This window comes from Thiocystis violacea, from assembly GCF_016583565.1.
GTDB lineage: Bacteria > Pseudomonadota > Gammaproteobacteria > Chromatiales > Chromatiaceae > Thiorhodococcus > Thiorhodococcus violaceus_A.
Genome location: NZ_NRRF01000079.1, coordinates 1 through 17,610, shown reverse-complemented (window position 1 = coordinate 17,610; position 17,610 = coordinate 1). Strand labels below are relative to the sequence as shown.

At 64.6% G+C, this 17,610-nt stretch carries 18 protein-coding genes and 1 pseudogene; 9 read left to right on the top strand and 10 right to left on the bottom strand.

The window, feature by feature from the left end; translation table 11 throughout:
- The 3 genes from CKO23_RS20795 to CKO23_RS20785 form a co-directional block, all read left to right on the top strand.
- On the top strand, positions 1-379 hold a 379-nt coding region (locus tag CKO23_RS20795), incomplete at its 5' end, for a transposase (RefSeq protein WP_200333883.1).
- 237 nt (positions 380-616) lie between these two features.
- Positions 617-1,411, top strand: coding sequence for a hypothetical protein (locus CKO23_RS20790; RefSeq protein WP_200334404.1), 795 nt, complete (start codon positions 617-619; stop codon positions 1,409-1,411).
- Positions 1,335-1,991, top strand: a complete 657-nt coding sequence (locus tag CKO23_RS20785; RefSeq protein ID WP_200334403.1) for a hypothetical protein — start codon at positions 1,335-1,337, stop codon at positions 1,989-1,991. The genes CKO23_RS20790 and CKO23_RS20785 overlap by 77 nt, the downstream gene beginning before the upstream one ends.
- A gap of 148 nt (positions 1,992-2,139) precedes the next feature.
- Here the strand turns inward: CKO23_RS20785 and CKO23_RS20780 are convergent, their stop codons facing one another.
- Complete coding sequence (locus CKO23_RS20780) at positions 2,140-4,614, bottom strand: arsenate reductase (azurin) large subunit (protein WP_200334402.1); 2,475 nt, start codon at positions 4,612-4,614, stop codon at positions 2,140-2,142.
- A gap of 13 nt (positions 4,615-4,627) precedes the next feature.
- Positions 4,628-5,143, bottom strand: coding sequence for an arsenate reductase (azurin) small subunit (locus tag CKO23_RS20775; protein ID WP_200334397.1), 516 nt, complete (start codon positions 5,141-5,143; stop codon positions 4,628-4,630).
- Positions 5,144-5,292: 149 nt separating this feature from the next.
- Here CKO23_RS20775 and CKO23_RS20770 point away from each other — a divergent pair, with 149 nt between their 5' ends.
- The 3 genes from CKO23_RS20770 to CKO23_RS20760 are packed head-to-tail and all read left to right on the top strand — an operon-like array spanning position 5,293 to position 8,917.
- A complete protein-coding gene (locus CKO23_RS20770; protein ID WP_200334395.1) occupies positions 5,293-6,186 on the top strand; it encodes a substrate-binding domain-containing protein in 894 nt (297 codons plus the stop codon).
- The gene (locus tag CKO23_RS20765; protein WP_200334393.1) at positions 6,183-7,622 is read left to right on the top strand and encodes a sensor histidine kinase; all 1,440 of its coding nucleotides are present in this window, start codon (positions 6,183-6,185) and stop codon (positions 7,620-7,622) included. Before CKO23_RS20770 ends, CKO23_RS20765 begins: the two co-directional genes overlap by 4 nt.
- Entirely contained in the window at positions 7,619-8,917 is a 1,299-nt protein-coding gene (locus CKO23_RS20760) for a sigma-54-dependent transcriptional regulator (protein ID WP_200334392.1), read from the top strand. Before CKO23_RS20765 ends, CKO23_RS20760 begins: the two co-directional genes overlap by 4 nt.
- A gap of 7 nt (positions 8,918-8,924) precedes the next feature.
- Here the strand turns inward: CKO23_RS20760 and CKO23_RS20755 are convergent, their stop codons facing one another.
- From CKO23_RS20755 to CKO23_RS20730, 6 genes are all read right to left on the bottom strand, one after another.
- Positions 8,925-9,725 (bottom strand): arsenite methyltransferase, encoded by an 801-nt coding sequence (locus CKO23_RS20755; protein ID WP_200334391.1) that lies wholly within the window; start codon positions 9,723-9,725, stop codon positions 8,925-8,927.
- A 36-nt stretch (positions 9,726-9,761) separates the two neighbouring features.
- Positions 9,762-9,998, bottom strand: a complete 237-nt coding sequence (locus tag CKO23_RS20750) for an MTH895/ArsE family thioredoxin-like protein (RefSeq protein WP_200334409.1) — start codon at positions 9,996-9,998, stop codon at positions 9,762-9,764.
- 2 nt (positions 9,999-10,000) lie between these two features.
- Positions 10,001-10,234 carry a hypothetical protein gene (locus tag CKO23_RS20745; protein WP_242482610.1) on the bottom strand — a complete coding sequence of 78 codons (234 nt, stop codon included), beginning with the start codon at positions 10,232-10,234 and terminating at the stop codon, positions 10,001-10,003.
- A 132-nt stretch (positions 10,235-10,366) separates the two neighbouring features.
- Positions 10,367-10,972: an FmdE family protein gene (locus CKO23_RS20740; protein ID WP_200334390.1), complete on the bottom strand. Its 606-nt coding sequence runs from the start codon at positions 10,970-10,972 to the stop codon at positions 10,367-10,369.
- A gap of 60 nt (positions 10,973-11,032) precedes the next feature.
- Complete coding sequence (locus CKO23_RS20735; protein WP_200334389.1) at positions 11,033-11,785, bottom strand: sulfite exporter TauE/SafE family protein; 753 nt, start codon at positions 11,783-11,785, stop codon at positions 11,033-11,035.
- On the bottom strand, positions 11,782-11,940 hold the full coding sequence (locus tag CKO23_RS20730) for a hypothetical protein (RefSeq protein WP_200334388.1): 159 nt from the start codon (positions 11,938-11,940) through the stop codon (positions 11,782-11,784). Before CKO23_RS20730 ends, CKO23_RS20735 begins: the two co-directional genes overlap by 4 nt.
- A gap of 259 nt (positions 11,941-12,199) precedes the next feature.
- Between CKO23_RS20730 and CKO23_RS20725 the strand changes: the two are divergent.
- The 3 genes and pseudogenes from CKO23_RS20725 to CKO23_RS20715 all read left to right on the top strand — a co-directional run.
- Positions 12,200-13,714: pseudogene (locus CKO23_RS20725) on the top strand (IS1634 family transposase); the annotation flags it as partial.
- A gap of 234 nt (positions 13,715-13,948) precedes the next feature.
- Positions 13,949-14,224: a type II toxin-antitoxin system TacA family antitoxin gene (locus tag CKO23_RS20720; protein ID WP_200334380.1), complete on the top strand. Its 276-nt coding sequence runs from the start codon at positions 13,949-13,951 to the stop codon at positions 14,222-14,224.
- Positions 14,221-14,724 (top strand): GNAT family N-acetyltransferase, encoded by a 504-nt coding sequence (locus tag CKO23_RS20715; RefSeq protein WP_200334379.1) that lies wholly within the window; start codon positions 14,221-14,223, stop codon positions 14,722-14,724. The genes CKO23_RS20720 and CKO23_RS20715 overlap by 4 nt, the downstream gene beginning before the upstream one ends.
- Positions 14,725-14,761: 37 nt before the next feature.
- Here the strand turns inward: CKO23_RS20715 and brxL are convergent, their stop codons facing one another.
- Both brxL and CKO23_RS20705 read right to left on the bottom strand, forming a co-directional pair.
- Complete coding sequence (gene brxL / locus CKO23_RS20710) at positions 14,762-16,936, bottom strand: BREX system Lon protease-like protein BrxL (RefSeq protein ID WP_200334377.1); 2,175 nt, start codon at positions 16,934-16,936, stop codon at positions 14,762-14,764.
- The gene (locus CKO23_RS20705; protein ID WP_200334368.1) at positions 16,933-17,166 is read right to left on the bottom strand and encodes a hypothetical protein; all 234 of its coding nucleotides are present in this window, start codon (positions 17,164-17,166) and stop codon (positions 16,933-16,935) included. The genes brxL and CKO23_RS20705 overlap by 4 nt, the downstream gene beginning before the upstream one ends.
- Positions 17,167-17,610: the final 444 nt, after the last annotated feature.

Sequence of the window (17,610 nt, the reverse complement as noted above, 5' to 3'; positions counted from 1 at the left end):
CCCGTGGCATCTGGTCATGGACAACCTCAACATCCATTGCTCCGAGGCGGTTGTGCGCCTCATCGCCGAGGCCATCGGTTTCGAGGGCGACCTCGGCGTGAAGGAGCGCTACGGCATCCTCAAATCCATGGCCACGCGCACCGCGTTCCTCAGCGATCCGAGCCATCGCATCGTCTTTCACTTCACCCCCAAGCACGCCTCGTGGCTCAATCAGATCGAGATGTGGTTCTCGATCCTGGCGCGCAAAGTCCTGCGCCGTGGCAACTTCACCTCCATCGACGACCTTCAGAAACGCATCAGCGATTTCATCGACTTCTTCAATCGCACGTTGGCCAAGCCCTTCCGCTGGACCTATGAGGGAAAGCCGCTCGCAGCATGAATGATTAAACAGTCTCGGGATTTCCACTCTGTTGCACTAGGCTGTCGAAATTGGCCGCTTTCCGCAGTGTTCGGCGTTCCCGGCTTTTGGATGACAAGTGAGAGGATGAAAAGGCTGGAACCGACTGTTTGGATCTGATCGAAAATCGGTTCCGTCAATGACCGACCCTGTCGATCTTGTCCGATGCTTCAGCCGTCGAAAATCCTCCGTAGTCGCGATGCCTGAAAACGCAAGGCGGTGCAACCTGCCGAGGCGTTGCGTGAACAGAGAAAGGCGTACAAACGCGCTCGACAGAGCATTGCGCAACTCAAGGCCGAGGTCATGACCTTGGAGCAGGCGGTGGCGAAAAAAAGTCCACCCGCCTCCGCTGTAGCCTCCTCCAGCGACCTGACCGAAGCCGACCAGGTGCGCACGTTGTGCGTGATGCTGGTGTTGCAGGCGGCGGTGTCTTTTCGCAGCGTGCCACGCATTCTGGGGCTCTTTCAGGCCCATGCGCGAGCGGGCGATGGTTGGGTGCCGCATTTCACCTTGGCGATCAACTGGAGTCTGCGCATTGGCCTGGGGCTGCTGCAACAGGTGGCGCCGATCGAGGCGCCCTGGATGGCGATCATCGATCATTCCATTGATGTCGGTACGAAGAAGGCGCTCGTGGTGCTGCGGGTCCCGCTGGCGGCGTTGGCTCTGCGCGGTGCCGCCCTGCGACTTGAAGATTGTCAGTGCATTGGGCTGGTCGTCGCCGAGACGGTCAACGGTAAAACGCTCGCGCAGCCGCTTCAGGCGATCTTCGCACAGGCCGGTTTGCCCAAGGCGATCGCCAAGGACGGCGACGCCACACTCAACAAAGGCGTCCGCTTGTGGATGGACCAGGAGCAGACCACGGTCGCGCTGATCGAGGATATCGGTCATGTCATGGCCTGCGCGCTCAAGGCACAGTTCGAGCCGAGCGAGCACGACCTTGGCCTTTCTCGTGCCGCCAAAACTGCGCCGCAAGGGGCGCTTTCTCAGTATCGCCAAGCTCGCCCGCTGGGGTGAGAAGATGCTCGAGGTGATGGCCGTCAAAGGCCGCGCCAAGAAGGGCAGCACCCGGGCGAGGCTGCGCGTGGCCCTGCCGGGCTTGCTCCGGCTGCGCGCGTTCATCACCACGTTCGCCACCACCGCCGTGACCATCTCCCAACTCATGGAGATCCTCAAAAACAAAGGACTTGACCCTCACACCGGCGCGCAGTGTCGCCAACTGGCAGCACACTTGCCCGCCGACTCCCGCGTCAAACAGCGTGTCTGCCGCTGGCTCGATCACCACAGCGCCATCCAGCGCCAGCTGAGCGACCTGCCGCTCATCGTCAGCAGCGACATCCTCGAATCGCTGTTCGGTCACTTCAAGTACATCCTCGAACGCAGTCCGCAGGCCGATATGAACCGCACCATGCTGTTGCTCCCAGCGCTCTGCGGTAACCCCGATCAGGCCACTTTGGCAAACGCCCTTGCACACGCTTCTCACGGCGACTTGGTGGCTTGGGACAACGAGCAGATCCCCTATCCCCAGCGCAAGAAACGGGCAGCATTCTTTGCCAACGACCAAAGCCAAAAAGCGGGAGATTCTTCGCTCGAATAATGGCCCGATTTCGACAGCCTACGAACGCTCTCGGCTGAGATGCGAGTACTTTTGCAACGATTAATACGTGCCCGGCCCGGCATCGGATACCCGCCCCGGAAAGCGAACGAGGGGAGCGCCCTCGCCGCTCTCCAGAACCGGTGTTGCCTCAGGCGCTCAAGAACCGTCGCCGCTTGAAGGAGACGGTGCGTTTGTAGTCCTTCATGGTCCCGACCTTGCGGATGTCCGCCCAGGTGCCTTTGTAATAGGGCACCAGATTGCGGTCGGTCCAGTCGGTGACGACGTCGCCCACCACGCCGTTGTCATAGCCGAACATCATAAAACTCTGCCCTGGGGCGATGTCCGGCTCCAGGTAGGCCATCGCAAAGGCGGAACCGTAGTCGTTGTGCAACTCCACGATGTCGCCCGAGACGATACCCAGTCGTGCGGCGTCGTCTGGATTCATCTCAAGCGGCGACATGGGGAAGCGGTCGCGACGGAACGGCAGGTAACGGTCGTGATACGCGGTCTGCCAGATGTGGTTGGTACGGCCGTTGTTGACCCAGAAGCGATGCTTCTTCCGCTGGGTCTCCACGGTGCCGGGCAGTCCGTTCCAGGGTGCCGGCTGGAAATGCGCCCGGCCGTCCTTGGTGTCGAACTTGTAGTCGGTGTAGAGCATCTCGGTGCCGACGAGCGTGCCATCCTTGAATGCCTTGATCGGCAGTTGCACGCCATTGGTGCCCATGGCACGCAGCCGGTCGTAAGTCGCCAGGTCGCCCGTCGGTCCGCCCTGGCTGTCGATCCCTTCGGGCTTACGGAAGCCATCGTTGAAGGCGTCTTCTTCCGTCGTCCAGTCGAAGCCCGCGAACCGCGCGGCCATCTCGGTGCTGCCCTCCTGCTCGTAGAGGGCCTTGAGGGTGTTGGCGATCTCCGCCGCGATCAGACAATCGGGCTTGGCCTCCCCAGGCGGGTCCATGAAACGCTCCGAGAGGCGCATGCGCCGCTCGCCGTTCATGGCGGTCAGATTCATCTCGCCCGGATGCGTCGCCGGCAGCAGCAGATGCGCGGCATCGGAGAGCTTGGTGTGGTAGAGGTCGATGTCGACGACGAAGAGTCCGCCGCGGTTCTCCACCGCATCGAAAATGAGGTCGACCAGATCGGTCGCGCTCGCCCCGCGCGCCTTGCTGACGACATCGCGCACGATCGTGGAACGACGGTGGACCGCCTCGCGGAATTGCTCCGCATTGAGGGTCGATTGGAAGGGATTGGTGGCCCAGACCGTGAGCATCTTGGCCCGGCCCTGGATGATCTCCTGGTCGACATAGCGGGCCGGACGTCCGCCTGGATAGGGTGGGCGGGCATAGCCTTCCTGGTGACCGCCCATGCGCACCACCCCGGTCCCGCGCCGGCCGACGTTCTCGGTGGTCAGCACCAGATCGACCAGGGCGGACTGGATGCGATAATTGTCGTTGCCCCAGATGATGCCCTTCTCGTAGCCGTGCATGGTGCGTGGATACTGCCCCGACGCCTTCGGCTTGTAGGCCCATTCCGCCGCCTTGACGATGTCCGCCTCGGGCACGCCGGTGATGCGGCTGCAGTCCGCGAGACTCATGCGATTGGCCTTCAGCGCCTCCTCGAAGCCGCTGGTGTGATCGCGGATGAAGCGCTCGTGGTGCCAGTCCTGCTCGACGACATAGGTCATGAGGCCGTTGAAGAGCGCGGTGTCCGTACCTGGCGCGATGGCCAGATGCAGAACGTTGTCCTTGCCTGCCAGATGCTCCGCCACCGAGATGGTCAGGCTGCGGCGTGGATCGACGAAGATCACCTTGGCCGGCGCAACGCTCTCGCCGGGGAACCACTGTTTCTTCTTCTCCAGATTCTTACCCGTCATGTTTGGCAGGGCATGGGCTAAAAAGTAGTTGGTTTGGGTCTCGTAGCCATTGGCGCCGATGTAGAAGAGGGTGTCGGCGAGCTCCGAGTCCTCATAGCTGTTGTTCAGCTCGCCGATGCCCATGTCGCGGGTGGCGTGGCACTCGGAGTTGTAGGCGGGTCGGTTGTGGATGCGCACCAGAGGCGTCTGGAGGGCGCTGAACATCAGCTTCCCGCTGCCCCAGGTGTTCTCGAAGCCGCCGCCGGCGCCGCCGTGGTCGAAGGCATCGAAGGCGATCTGGTCCGGTCCGTTGGCGTCGAGGATGCGCTTGGTCACCCCCGCATAGACCTGCAACGCCTGGTCCCAGTTGGTCTCGACCCAGTCGTCGCCGGTGAAGAGCATGGGGTAATAGAGCCGTTGGCGCGACGGTCCCTCGCCGGTGAACATGACGCTCGCCATCTGACCGCCCCGGGTCGAGGATAGCCCCTGGTTCACCACGCACTCCTTGTCGGGCAGGATCATGATGTGGTGGCGACTGCCGTCGCGGTCCGTCACGACGTTGTGCATCGGCGGGGTCATGATGATGCCGAGCGCGGGCAGCTGCTTGCGGAAGTCGAGCCCCAGGGCGTTCTCGTCCGGCGCGCGTCCGCCCTCGCGATTCTCCGGCCATTTGTAGACCTGATAGCCGCAGCCGACGATGCAGAAGTGGCAGGTCATGTTGGTGCGCTGCGCGTCCGGCGGCGGCAGCGGGATGCGGTCTCGGTACTGGGTCATCGTTGTCTCCCGGTCACAGCAGATTGCATTGACGGCCGTAGATGAGCCCCTCGACCGCGACGGCGTAGAGGCTGTCGTCCGCCGTATCGTGCTCGAGCAGGATGCGCGGCAGGTTCTCGGTCGACTGGCCATCCACCATCTGCCCCGCCATCTCCGGGTCGAAGATGCTGAAGTGACAGCCGCACTTGAAGGTCCGCGCCTCCTTGTCGTAGCTCAGCGGGCAGCCGTTGTGCGTGCATTGGGTGCTGAAGGCGACGATGTCGCCATCCGGGCCGATGCCGCCGGGCACCGGGCTCCCCGTCTTGATGATCTGACAGAAGGATTCGGCATCTGGGTAGTTGAAGGCGACCGGGACGTTGTCTTGCAAGCCGCTCGCCTTCGCGATCGCCTCGCGCGGATAGGGCAAGGTGGTCGCCCCCGGCGCTGCCCGCTCCTGGGCGTTGGCCAGGCCACTTCCGATGAGCGCGGCGCCCGCCGTGGCCGCCGCACCGCTCGCCTTCAGGAAGCGGCGTCTGCTGAGATTGTTCATGGTCTCGCTCCTCCTCGTTCTTATGGTCCCGAGCCATTAGCAAAGCCCATACCTATTTGAGGGTTTCGCGAAATCAATGACCTAGGCAGCGCGCGTGGAGTTCTGGTAACGTCTGCAGTCTTCGTGTTACGAAAAGGTAACGCCGATCCATGCTCACACGCCGGGACCTGCTGCGCGCCCTCGGCCTACTCGGGATCAGCCCGGTGGGTTGCCATGACGCCATCGCCGCACGCGAAGCGGAAAACCCAGTCGTGGGCGCACGACCGGCGCTACGCTTCGGCCTGACGCCGGTCATCCTCGACGACCGCGTGGCCTTTCTGCGCCTCTGGGCGAGCTGGCTCGAGCGGCAGCTCGGGCGCCCGGTGGTCTTCATCCAGCGCGCGCGCTACCGCGAGATCATGGACCTGCTGCTGCGCGGCGGACTGGATCTGGCCTGGATCTGCGGCTACCCCTACGTGCAGCACCGATGGGAGCTGTCACTCATCGCGGTGCCGCGCTTTCAGGGACAGCCCAAGTACCGCTCCTACATCATCGTCGGGGCCGACTCGCCCTTCACGGCACTGCGCGACCTCGAGGGAGGCCTGTTCGCCTGGTCGGATCCGGACTCCAATTCCGGCTACCTCTATCCGCGCGTCGCCCTCCTGGAGCAGGGACAGGATCCGGACCGCTTTTTTCGCCGGACCTTCTTCACCTGGGGCCATCGCCATGCGGTCGAGGCCGTTGCCGAGGGGTTGGCGGACGGGGCCGCCGTCGACAGCTACGTCTGGGAGACGCTGGCGCGGCGTGTGCCCGAGCTGACAGGACAGACTCGGATCATCCTGCGCTCGCCGCTGTTCGGGTTCCCGCCGCTCGCCGGCGCGCCTGGGCTCGTCCCCACGGACCTGCAGGCGATCCGCCAGGTGCTGCTGCGCCAGGACCAGGACCCGATCGGCCGGCAACTCCTCGATGAGCTCAATCTGGACGGCTTCGCGCCCGCTGAGCCCGGGCTCTTCGACGACATCGCGGCGATGGCCGCGCGCCTGGACGCGGGACGCCGGACATGAGCCTCACGCCCGCCAGCTATCGCCATCGACTCCCTTTGAGCCTGAGCGTGGCGGCGGTGGTCACGGCGGTCTCCATGGCCTTGGCGCTGGGCCTGCAAACGCTCGACAACCTCCGCGAGGATCAGGGACGCAACGCCCTGCGGCTTGGGCATGCCATGTCGGAGATCCTGGTCCAGGCGCTGCTGCATGATGACGTCTGGCTCGCCTACTCCCTGCTGCGGGGGCCGGAGAAGGACGCCGCCGACGCGACCTGGATCCTGATCGACGCGGGTCAGCGGATCTTCGCGAGCAATCGACCCGAGCGTTTTCGCCTCGATCAGTCGCTGGAGGCGGCGCTCCCCTGGCTGCCGGTGGCCGCCTTCAGTCCGGATGCGCCCGCGCCCGCCTTGGTGCGGTCCATTGCGCCCCAAGACGATGGCACGCGCCGGGTCCTGCGGCTCACTCTGGCTAGCGAGGGCGGCCCGGTCGGTGAGCTGATCGCCTTGCTCTCCGATCGACCCTTCCTCGCGCGTTTCCGCGAGATCCTGGTCGGCGGCGTGCTGGTGACGGCGGCGGTCCTGGCGGTGATGCTCCCGGCCGGCTGGCTCTGGGGACGCCGCATGGCGTCGCCGCTGATGCAGCTGGCGGCCTGCATGGCGCGGGTCGGAACCGAGGACGCTCGGCAACTGCGCTGTCAGATCCCCGAGAGCGACTCCGAGATCGGTCAACTCGGCCGTCAGTTCAGTGCCATGCTGGCCGCGTTGGCCGAGAAGGGTGCGTTGGAGCAGCAGATGCTTCAGGCCGAGCGGCTCGCGGCCGTCGGGCGGGTCGCGGCGGGCGTCGCCCACGAGGTCAACAACCCGCTTGGTGGCATGCTCATGGCGATCGATACCTATCGCCAGGGGCAGGTCCTCGACGCGCGGACCGCACGCCTGCTGGACCTGATCGACCGCGCCCTGCAGCAGATCCGCGGCAGCGTGTCGGCGCTCCTGGTCGAGGCGCGCGGCGATTCCCGCACCCTGGCCCCGACCGATCTGGAGGATGTGCGAACCCTGGTGCAGCCGAGGCTCGCGCGTTCGAGCGTTCGCTTGGACTGGAACATGGGCCTGGCGTCAGCGCTCGACCTCCCGGCCGCCCCGGTCCGTCAGCTATTGCTGAATTTGCTCTTGAACGCCATCGATGCCGCGGAGCCGGGCGGCGCCGTGCGGGTCGAGGCCGGGATCGACGGCGGCCAGCTCGCGGTGCGGGTCGAGAACTCCGGACGCCCCATCCCCGCCGAGCAGTTGGCGCATCTGTTCGAGCCCTACCCGGAGCAGCGCCCGCACGCCCAAGGGCTGGGACTCTGGATCTGCTACCAGATCGTCTCCCAGTTGGGCGGCCAGATCCGCGTCGCCTCGAGCGCCGAGCGCACCGGCTTCCAGGTCGAGCTCCCACTGGGGACCGAGGAGGCGCCATGACGCGGGTCTGTCTCATCGAGGACGACGCCATCATGGGCGAAGCGCTGGTCGAGCGGTTGACCCTGGAGGGCTTCGGTGTCGCGTGGCGGCGCACGGGACGCGGCGGACGCGAGACGCTGCTTGCGGAGCGCTTCGATCTCCTCCTGCTCGATGTCAGCCTTCCCGATCTCTCGGGCATCGACCTCTTCGAGCAGCTGCGGCGCTCCCGGACAGCGGTGCCGCCGACCCTCTTCATCACCGGCTATGGCAGCATCGAGGATGCGGTCCGACTGCTCAAGTTGGGGGCCGTCGACTATCTGACCAAACCGCTCGACCCCGGCGAGCTGATTGCCAAGCTGCGTGCCCTGAGTCAATCGCCCGTCACGTCCGATCCGCCGACCGCGCTGGAGGACCGTTTGGGGATCTCGCCGGCGATGTGCCAGATCGAAGCCGAGCTCGCCCGGCTGGCACGGCATCCCCAGACGCCCGTGCTCATCCGCGGGGAATCCGGCGTCGGCAAGGAGGTGGTCGCGCGTCGGCTGCAGCGGCTGCAGTGTCCCCAGGCGCCCTTCGTGGCGGTCAACTGCGCGGCGCTGCCGGAGGGTCTGATCGAGGCCGAGCTGTTCGGCCATGAGCGTGGTGCCTATACGGGCGCCGAGCGCCGCCGCGCGGGCGTGTTCGAGCAGGCCGGCGACGGCATCCTCTTTCTCGACGAGATCGGCGACATGCCCCTGGCCCTGCAATCGCGGCTGCTGCGGGTCGTGCAATCGCGTCAATTGACACGCATCGGCGGGACCGGAGCGCTGGAGGTGCCGGCGCGCCTGGTGTGCGCGACACACCGCGACCTGGCGGCCCTAGTCCGCGCCGGGGCCTTCCGGGAAGACCTCTATTATCGGGTGCGCGTCCTGGAGATCCGCATCCCACCCCTGCGCGAGCGCCCGGAGGACATCCTCTGGCTGGCCGAGCGCTATGTCGCCGAGCACGTCAGACGCTTCCCGGAGGAGCACCGCGCACTGGGTGCCGGTGATCGCGAGCGGCTCCTGAAGCACCACTGGCCAGGGAATGTGCGAGAGCTCCAGCACGCGCTCGAGCGCGCCTGTATCCTGGGACAGGGACCGGCTTTGGCGCTGGATCTGCCCGATACATCGGCGCCCGAGCAGGGTCTGAAGGCCCACGCCCAGGCCGGCGAGCGCGCCGCGATTCTGGCGGGCCTGACCGACACGGGCTTCAACATGACGCTGACCGCCGAGCGGCTCGGCATCAGCCGCAAGACGCTGTGGCAGAAGATGAAGCGCTATGGGCTCGGGCGCCCCTAGGGGGCGCTCAGGCCGCCGGTTTGACCGCTTCGATGGTCGCGGAAACCACGAAGTCCTCGATCGACATCCCGGGCGCCCAGTCGCGGATGAAGGTCCGGCTTGCATCCTTGGGGCGGATGCGGATGTCGGTGAAGCCGCTCGTTTCCAGCATTACCGTCAGCTCGGGAATCGACACCGCCCCGCCCATGCAGCCGGCGTAGAGCGCCAGGTCCTGACGGAGGTGCTCCGGCAGCTCGCCCATCGCCACCACGTCCGAAATGGCCAGCCGCCCGCCGGGCTTGAGGACACGATAGGCCTCGGCGAAGACCCGCGGCTTGTCCGGCGAGAGATTGATGACGCAGTTGGACAGGATGACATCCACCGTCGCGTCCGCGATCGGCAGGTGCTCGATTTCGCCCAAGCGGAATTCCGTGTTGCGATAGCCGCTCTGATCGGCGTTCATGCGCGCCTTCGAGAGCATCGCCGGGGTCATATCGACGCCGATCACCCGCCCCGTGTCGCCGACTTGCCGCGCGGCCAGGAAGGCATCGAATCCGGCCCCGCTGCCCAAGTCGAGCACTGTCTCGCCCGATCTGAGTGCAGCGATCGCCTGTGGGTTGCCGCAGCCCAGTCCCAGGTTGGCGCCCTCGGGGACGGCCAGGACCTCGGCGGCGCTGTAGCCCATCGCCTGCGACAGCCCCTCGACGTTGGACTTGGGGGTGTCGCAGCAGGTCGAGGGACCACAGCACGCCGCTTCGCCGTCCTGCGCCATGAGCGCGTAGCGCTCACGCACCACTTGGCGAATCCGATCGTTCTCTAACTCACTCATCATCGCTCCTCACTGGGCGCCGCGCGCCCGCCTTGATTATTCGCGCACCCAGGCACGCACTTGATCGGGACCCGGAATGCCGCCGGCATGCACGACCTTGCCATCCAGCACCACGCCCGGCGTCGATACGACGCCATACCCCAGGATCTCGGCCATGTCCGTGATCTTCTCCAACTCGATCTCGACACCCGCTTCCTTGGCGGCCTGAGCGATCACCTTGGCGGTCGCCTCGCAGTTGCGGCAACCACTTCCCAAGACTTTGACGTTTTTGATCTTTAGACCTCTATGACGCGCAACAACCGCCCTTTCGGGCAAGCTGAACCGGGGGCAAGGGACGGTTGCATCAGAACAAGGGCACGCAGCAAGCCCATGCCATCGATGACGATCACCAAGAGCACGGAAATCTTGGCCACATCCATGACGAAGAACTGCACGGGCGCCCCGCGATGGGACAGGGCGCTCAGCCGCAGGAGTTGGAGGGCGCTCAGATCGCCGAGATACTCAAACATGGCTGTCAACGGTGTGGGCTTCGGCGTCGCCCGTCCTTGGGGAGCGTGCAATCCGCCTGAGTCGCTGTATCAGTGCCGATGCGCGCCACAGACGAGGGTGTTGGCACGGCCATTCGCCCCTGGTCGCGCCGATCAACGCTCATACCCGGAGCAGGGAATGCAGACATGCTTCTCACCCACCACGCGCAGATAGGCCTTCGCGGTCAATTCCCCGCAGGCGGTGCAGGGCACGAAGCCCATGACCTCCGGCAGCCAGTCGCGCTCGAACTGAAAAACCTCGCCCAGGGTCAGTACGTCCGACTCCGGGGCATTCCAGATCAGATCCACCAGTTCCAACTGCTCGGCTTCGGGGATGTCGTCCGGCTCGATCCCCTGACCGCGCTTGGTCATGAAGGCGGAGGCGCCGATTTGCTTTTGCAGGGTCGGTTTGTAGCTGACACGGATCGCCCGGTTGCTCGCCCGCTCGATGACGGTGACCGCGAGCTTGCCGTAGGGGGTCTTCTCCAGATTGCCCTTGCCGAGGGTGCAGCCGGTCGCGTACTGAACCCCGTCGCCGAAGCACATGCCGCCGTGGTCCTCGCCGATCTCGACAAAGCCGTGGAGTTGGCGTCCGCCGGAGCGCTTGACATCCAGTACCCGCAGGGCGGCAAGGCCCACCCGGACACCGGCCACACTCGCCCAGCAGCGGTGGCCATGGAATTCGAGCGCCTTGAGGAGGATCTGACGGTTATCGTTCATGTTCGGGTTCCTGATTCAGGGATACATCGTTCAGAGAAAGGGTCAATGCGCCATGCCGCATCAGGGTCCCAGCAGATCACACGCCGTCTTGACGGCGACCGCAATCAGGACCAGGGCAATGGCGCGCTTCAACTGCGCGGCCGACAGGCGTTCGGTGGCCAACCAGACCCCCAGCGCCGCGCCGCCCATGGTCGCCAGCGCGGTGACGACGAGCAGGGCGGTGTCGATGCGGGCGACCTGGACATGGGCCAGAAAGCCGCTGATGGAGGCAAAGATCACGACGAAGGAGGCGCTTGCCGAGGCGCGCCGGGGCTCCAGGCCGGACGCCACCAGGGCCGGGACGATGATGTTGCCGCCCCCCACCCCGAGCAGGCCGCCGATGAAGCCGGCCGCACCGCCCACCGGCAGGCCCAGCGCCAGGGTTCCCGCCAGCGACGCACGGGTCGCACACGGTTTGGGGTGGTACAACAGCATCATCGCTGCGGCGAAAACCAGAAAGCCGACGAACAGCCACAACAGTAGGCTGCGATCCGTGCCATGGGCGGCCCATACCCCGAGCGGCGACAACCCGACCGCCAGCACCAGCATCGGCAGGACCAGCCGCCACTCCACCAGCCCCTTGCGCACGAAGGTGACGGAGGCCACGGTCATGCCGACCGCGTTGAGCAACAGTGCAGTGGCCATGGCCGTGTGCAGCTCGATCCCGAAGGCCAGAAAGACCGGGATCAGGATCAGGGCCGCGCCTACGCCGACCATGCTGAACAGGGTGGTCGCGGCGAAGGTGATGAGGGCGGTGAGCAGGAGCAGCGTCATGGGGCCGACCGGGGCGCGCCGAGTTCGGTGATCCGCTCATCGCAGGGGCTACAGACCCCTTGCTTGCTGGTCAGGCGCGCATTGCCCTCGACCACCACCTCACCGCAGGCTTGGCGGACCAGTCCGGTCTCGTGGAAATCGCCTGCCTCGGTCATCGTCGTCTCCTGCGCACAGTGGTGACACCCGCCTCTGACGGGCGCTATCAGTGAAGATGCGGGAGGTCACCAATAGATACAGCGACCCGACCACCCGGTGCGTCCGCGCCCTCACCCGCTAGGGCTCTTCCGCCCGAGGCGTGAAGCAGCAAACGCGGCCCTGCTCATCGAAACGGACCTGGCAGACATCCACCAGGCGCTGATAGAGGCGCACGCGGGACATCGGGGACGTACCACGAATAACCCTGCGGCATCAAAGGGGCTGTTGATGACCTTGCGGGTGTGTCTGGGAACGCCGGGTTTGCGCGCACTCGATGTCAGCGACGATCGTCTGGGCGTCGTGCTCGATCGGTTGGGTGGCGACGATGCGGCGTGGGACGCCTATGAGCGTGCGCAGAACGCGACACTGCTGCGGGCCTACGACCTGACGGCGCGACGGGTACGCATCGACAACACCACGGCGAAGAGTTATGTCGGCGTCAGCGAGGACGGCTTGTTCCAATTCGGTCACAGCAAGGAGCACCGTCCCGACTTGCCGCAGTTGAAGATCAACCAGTCGACGCTTGATCCGCTGGGGTTGCCGTTGAGCACCACCGTGGTCAGCGGCGAGCGGGCCGATGATCCGTTGTACGTGCCGGAGATTCGCAAGGTTCAGGCGATCCTCCAACAGTCGGGTGTGCTCTATGTGGGCGACTGCAAGATGGCGGCACTCGCCACCCGCGCCTACCTCGCGGCGAGCCAGGACCAGTATTTGTGCCCGCTGCCGGCGGTTCAGATGCCGCCCGCCTCCCTGCACGCCTTGTTGGCGCCGGTGTGGACGGGGGAGCAGGCGCTCATGCCCGTCCATCGCGCCCCCGTGACGGCCTCTGACACGCCCCTGCACATCGCCAACGGTTTTTCCGATCAGGTCACGCGCACGAGCGCCGAGGGTCTTGCGTGGCAGGAGCACCGTCTGGTGGTGCAATCCCTGAAACACGCCGCCGCGCAGCACAAACGCCTGGACCAACGCCTGCAACAGGCCGAGCAAGACATCGCGGGGCTCAACCAGCGCGGGCGGGGCCACAAGCGCCTGGATGAAGCGCAGGCGCGCGCCGCAGTGGACGCCATTCTGACGCAGCATCAGGTGTCGACCCTCCTCGTCGCTGAGTATCAGGTGAACACCCACACCACCCGCAAGCGGGCCTACCTCGGGCGCCCCGCCCGAGACGTCACCACGGCCAATGTCACCGTGTGCACGCGCCGCGATCCCGTGGCGTATGAGGAGACCGTGCGGGGCTTGGGCTGGCGGGTGTTCGTCAGCAATGACCTCCTCCTAGAGGTGGGCGAGGCGGTGCTCGCCTACCGCGAGGAATACCTCATCGAGCGCGGCTTCAATCGTTACCGCGGCAAGCTCCTGGGCTTGACGCCGCTGTACCTGTGCTCGACCACCCGCATCAAGGGCCTTATCCGCCTCCTGGCTATCGGCCTGCGCGTCTTGTGTCTGGTCGAGTTTACGCTGCGCGAGCGCTTGCAGGCGAAGGCCGAAAAGCTCGATCACCTCTATGCGGGAAACCCCAAACGCGCGACCGCCAGGCCCACCACCGAGATGATGCTCAGAACCTTTACCGGTATCAGCCTGGTCGTGATAAGCCTCGGGGGCATGGACTGGCAAACCATGACCCCGCTGAACGCGGTGCAGTCGCGTATTGTCGGCTTGCTCGGATTTGCGGAAATCCTTTATCAACGGCTGGGGACGCAATCCGAGGACGCGGCTTTCAAAATAGGCGAACCATGAGCGGTATCTCGTCTCCTTTGGTCGCTCTGTCCCAGGTGCGGTCACTGGCTCATCCGACCCGAGCGTCCGGTAAGCGCATCTCCTGAGATTCAAGATCTCGCAGAAACGGTCGTTTTCACGAACCGTGATCGCAACACGGGCTTGCGAAACCACAGCGAAGGGATCGTTGAGCGCTCTCACTATGTACGAGGCTTTTACCGTACAATTTCATCAGACTCATAGAGCGAGACGACGATGAAAGCAAAGTCCAAACGTATCGAGGCCCGGGTCAAACCGGATACCCTCGTCCTGGTACAACGGGCCGCGGAGCTGCAGGGCAGCTCGGTGAGCGAGTTCGTCGTCGCTGCGGCAGAGACGGCGGCACGCAGGACCTTGGAGGAGGCGTCGACGGTACGCTTGTCCGTCGAGGACCAACGCCGTTTTGTGGAGCTGTTGCTGAATCCCCCGGAGCCGACGCCTGCTTTGGCGCGTGCGCGGGCCGCTCATGAGGCACTGATCGGTCAACCATGACGGATCGCCCCTTCGAGATCGGGCTTCTTGGCAAAGAAGATCGCTCGGACTTTTGCTGCGGCAGCGAGCCATTGGATCGCTACCTCAAGACCCAGGCCAGCCAGGATATGCGCCGCCGGGTCAGCGTCTGCTACGTAGCACTGGAGAAGACCACTGGACGGATCGCGGGCTACTACACGCTGTCGGCAGCCGATGTCCCGGTCTCCAATCTTCCGCCCGAGGTCGCAGGCCGACTGCCCCATTACCCCTCGGTACCGGCGGCCCGCATCGGGCGGCTTGCCATCGATCAGCGCTTCCAGGGCTGCGGACTCGGGGGTGCGCTCCTACTCAACGCGGCGATGCGCGCCCTACGCTCGGAGATCGCGGTCTTTGCCCTGGTGGTCGACGCCAAGGACGACGAGGCAGCAACCTTCTACCGCCGCCACGGATTCACGGCCTTCGTCTCCAATCCGCTCCAGCTCATCGCTCCGATCGCGACTTTCCGTAAACTTCTCAGTTGAGCGAGGCCGCGCGCTTGAGGCCGCCCGGCGGTCAGGGTCAGTTTGTCTCCCGCACAGCGCATTTTTCACGGTAACCGTCCGTAGGTTCGCTTTTCCTTGTGTTGCTGACGCTGTTGGCCTGACTGAAGTCATTGGCACCGACCTCGTACCAACTGCCGGGCTTCTGGTAGAAATCCAATCCGCGACCGATCTTGATGATCCAGCCGTTATCGAGGCGAATTTCGCGGTCGTGCAGGTTGAGGTTGAGCTGCACCTCCAGCACCACGTCGAGTTCCAGCAGGCTCTGCTTGAGGTCATCAAGCTTTTCGGCGAAGTCTTTCAACTGCGCATTGTCGTCATAGCTGGTCGTCAGGGTGATGTACTTGATCGTGCCGGACTTCAGAAGGGTCTCGCAGAAGCGCACGAAGTTGTGAACCTGATGCTGGAGACGAATGTAGGGATCCTCAATGATGACCGCCGTGGCCCCCTGCAGGTATGGCCCCATGATCGACTCATAGGTGTGCCCGGTGTCGTCGTAGAGGATGGTGAAGTGCTGCTCCCGTAGCTCAACGGCCGTTGCGACGTCTGGCGCGATCGGCGCAGGCGCTTCTGGCACCGTATCCGCGGTGAGATCGACCGCAGTGTCGGGCTGAGTTGGTACGGGCGCTGCTGTTATCGTTGGCTTGTCCAACGGCCTTGGTAGATCCTCGTCACCGCCCGGGGCACCCTTTTGACCGCTTAAGCGCCGCCGCGCCGGCTGCTGGGTCGCCAGTGCATCCTTCGACTCCGGGCAGTCGACCACCACCTCCTCGCCGCTGGCGCTGACGTAAGACAGCGCGATGCGCGCGAACTCGTCGTCGGGCTTGCGCTTATTCATTTGCTCCTTCACACGCCGGCGGCATTCGATCGCATAGGCGACATACTCCTCGAACTCCGTGTCGCTTGGTGCACCGTCCGGGTGCAGGATCTTCAGGAAGGCGCAGACCGTCTTCTTGATGCCCTTCTCGTCGCGCCCCTCAATGGCCTGGCCCAAGCGGATCCGCTTGCTGACCTCTTCGTAGCGATTGGTGTGGCTGAATTGATAGTGGAAGGCCTCGGCCAGGTAGTCGGTGATGAAGCCGTAGCGGTCGGTGAGAAATTCGCTGCTGTTCTTCGGCATCTCCCAGCCTGGGATATAGGCCGCGAAGCGGTCCATCACGGCCAGATCCAGCTCGACGGGTAGCGGCTGGAACAGGTCGTATTCGGTGGAGTTGACCACCTGCTGGACGGAGAGATCGATGTTGCCGACAAAGCTCAGACTGGCGTCGGCGATGACCTCGACGCCGCGTGAAAAGCGGCCATTGGCCATGAAGTCCTTCATGATCTGGATGGTGTCTGGGTCGCGGATCTTGATCCCGCCCACCTCGTCGAAGGCCACGGTATCCCAATAGCCGACCAGGCCGACCTTGCGCCGCGCATTGTTGTAGAACAGTGTCGCCTTGGTCGCTTGCCCCCCGGAGATCAATGTTGCATAAGGCGAAAATCCACTGAAGAAGTAGGACTTGCCGGTGCCGCGCGGACCCAGCTCGATGTAGTTGTAGTTGGGCTCAACCAGCGGCGCCAGACGGGCGATGAAGTGCAGTTTGACCCGGTGCGAGAGCTTGGTCGGCTCCAGCCCGACCGAGCGCATGATCAGGTCGATCCACTCGTCACGGCCGAAGGTCTGGCGACCCTGCGCATAGCGCTCAAAATCAAAGCGGGAGAGCTGAATCGGGCGCAGGTCTTCGATGTAGAAGGCGTAGTCGTCCTCCTCGATGTCGTTGTGCGCGACCGTCACCTCGGCCCAGATGCCACCCTCCAGCAGCCGATCATTGTCGCGATAGAACTTCTCGCCGATGGCAATGCGCCGCGAATTGAAATTCTCCAGCGCCGCCCAATGGCGCTTTTCCTTCTCGACGTAGCTGACATGGACCTTGTCGATGAAGCGGTGCTTCCCCTTGGTCGCCACCTTCGACTGCGCCGCGTTTGCCTCATCCGGGCGCACATAGTTGTCTTGCAGTGTCGCCAGCACCGCCTCCATCCCCGCGTCCATCTCGGCCTGATCGTCGCTGGCACAAAAGCGCGCGAGCAGGAACTCCAGGACGAAGGTCGGTACATTGGTGCCTTTCTTGATCCGGTGGAGCAGATCCTTGCGCACGATCTTGCCGTCGAAAGTCGCAATAAGCTTCTGGTCGAGTACGTCGGGGGCGTTCATACGCTGTAGTCCGTCTCCAGTTTCAGCGCGCCGTAGCTGGCCAGGGTCGCCGGGTTGAGCACCTTCACCGTGAACTTGCCCTCAAACTCCGGGTCCATGCCCAGCGCGATCTGCTTGCGTTGCCCCGGAACCAGCGTCACCGCCCGCGTGGCGGAATTGACCTGGCCGCCGGGTCTGGGCTCTCCCACGACGTTGCCCTTGCCGTCCTGGGCCTCCAGCAGGACCTCCACGCCGGGCATCTCCGCACTGGCGTCACCGCGAACAAATCCTGCGTGTGCGTATCCTTGGCCAAGAGTTCGATGTCGATCACCGGAATCCGCGTCGTAATCCGTGTCGCGCCGTTCTTGTAGGTCAGCGCGATCTTGATCTTAGGCGCGTCCGACTGACCGGTCGGCTCCAGCCGCACGATCAACACCGGCACCACGGCCTCCGCGAGCGATGCCCCGCCATGGAAATACAGATGGCCGGCGCGATAGGGTGCCATGCTGTGCGGCACAGCGACCTGGCTGAAATCGCCCTGGATACCGAGCTCTGGGGTCTCCACTTAACCGGAGTAAACTCCAAGGGTGACTTACCCTCATGCTGGCGTTGATTATCCGCGGACTGCGGGCGAGTTCCAGTCCTGGTTTCGCACCGATGCGGACTGCCTCGACTACCTGGAGTGGCTCCGGTGG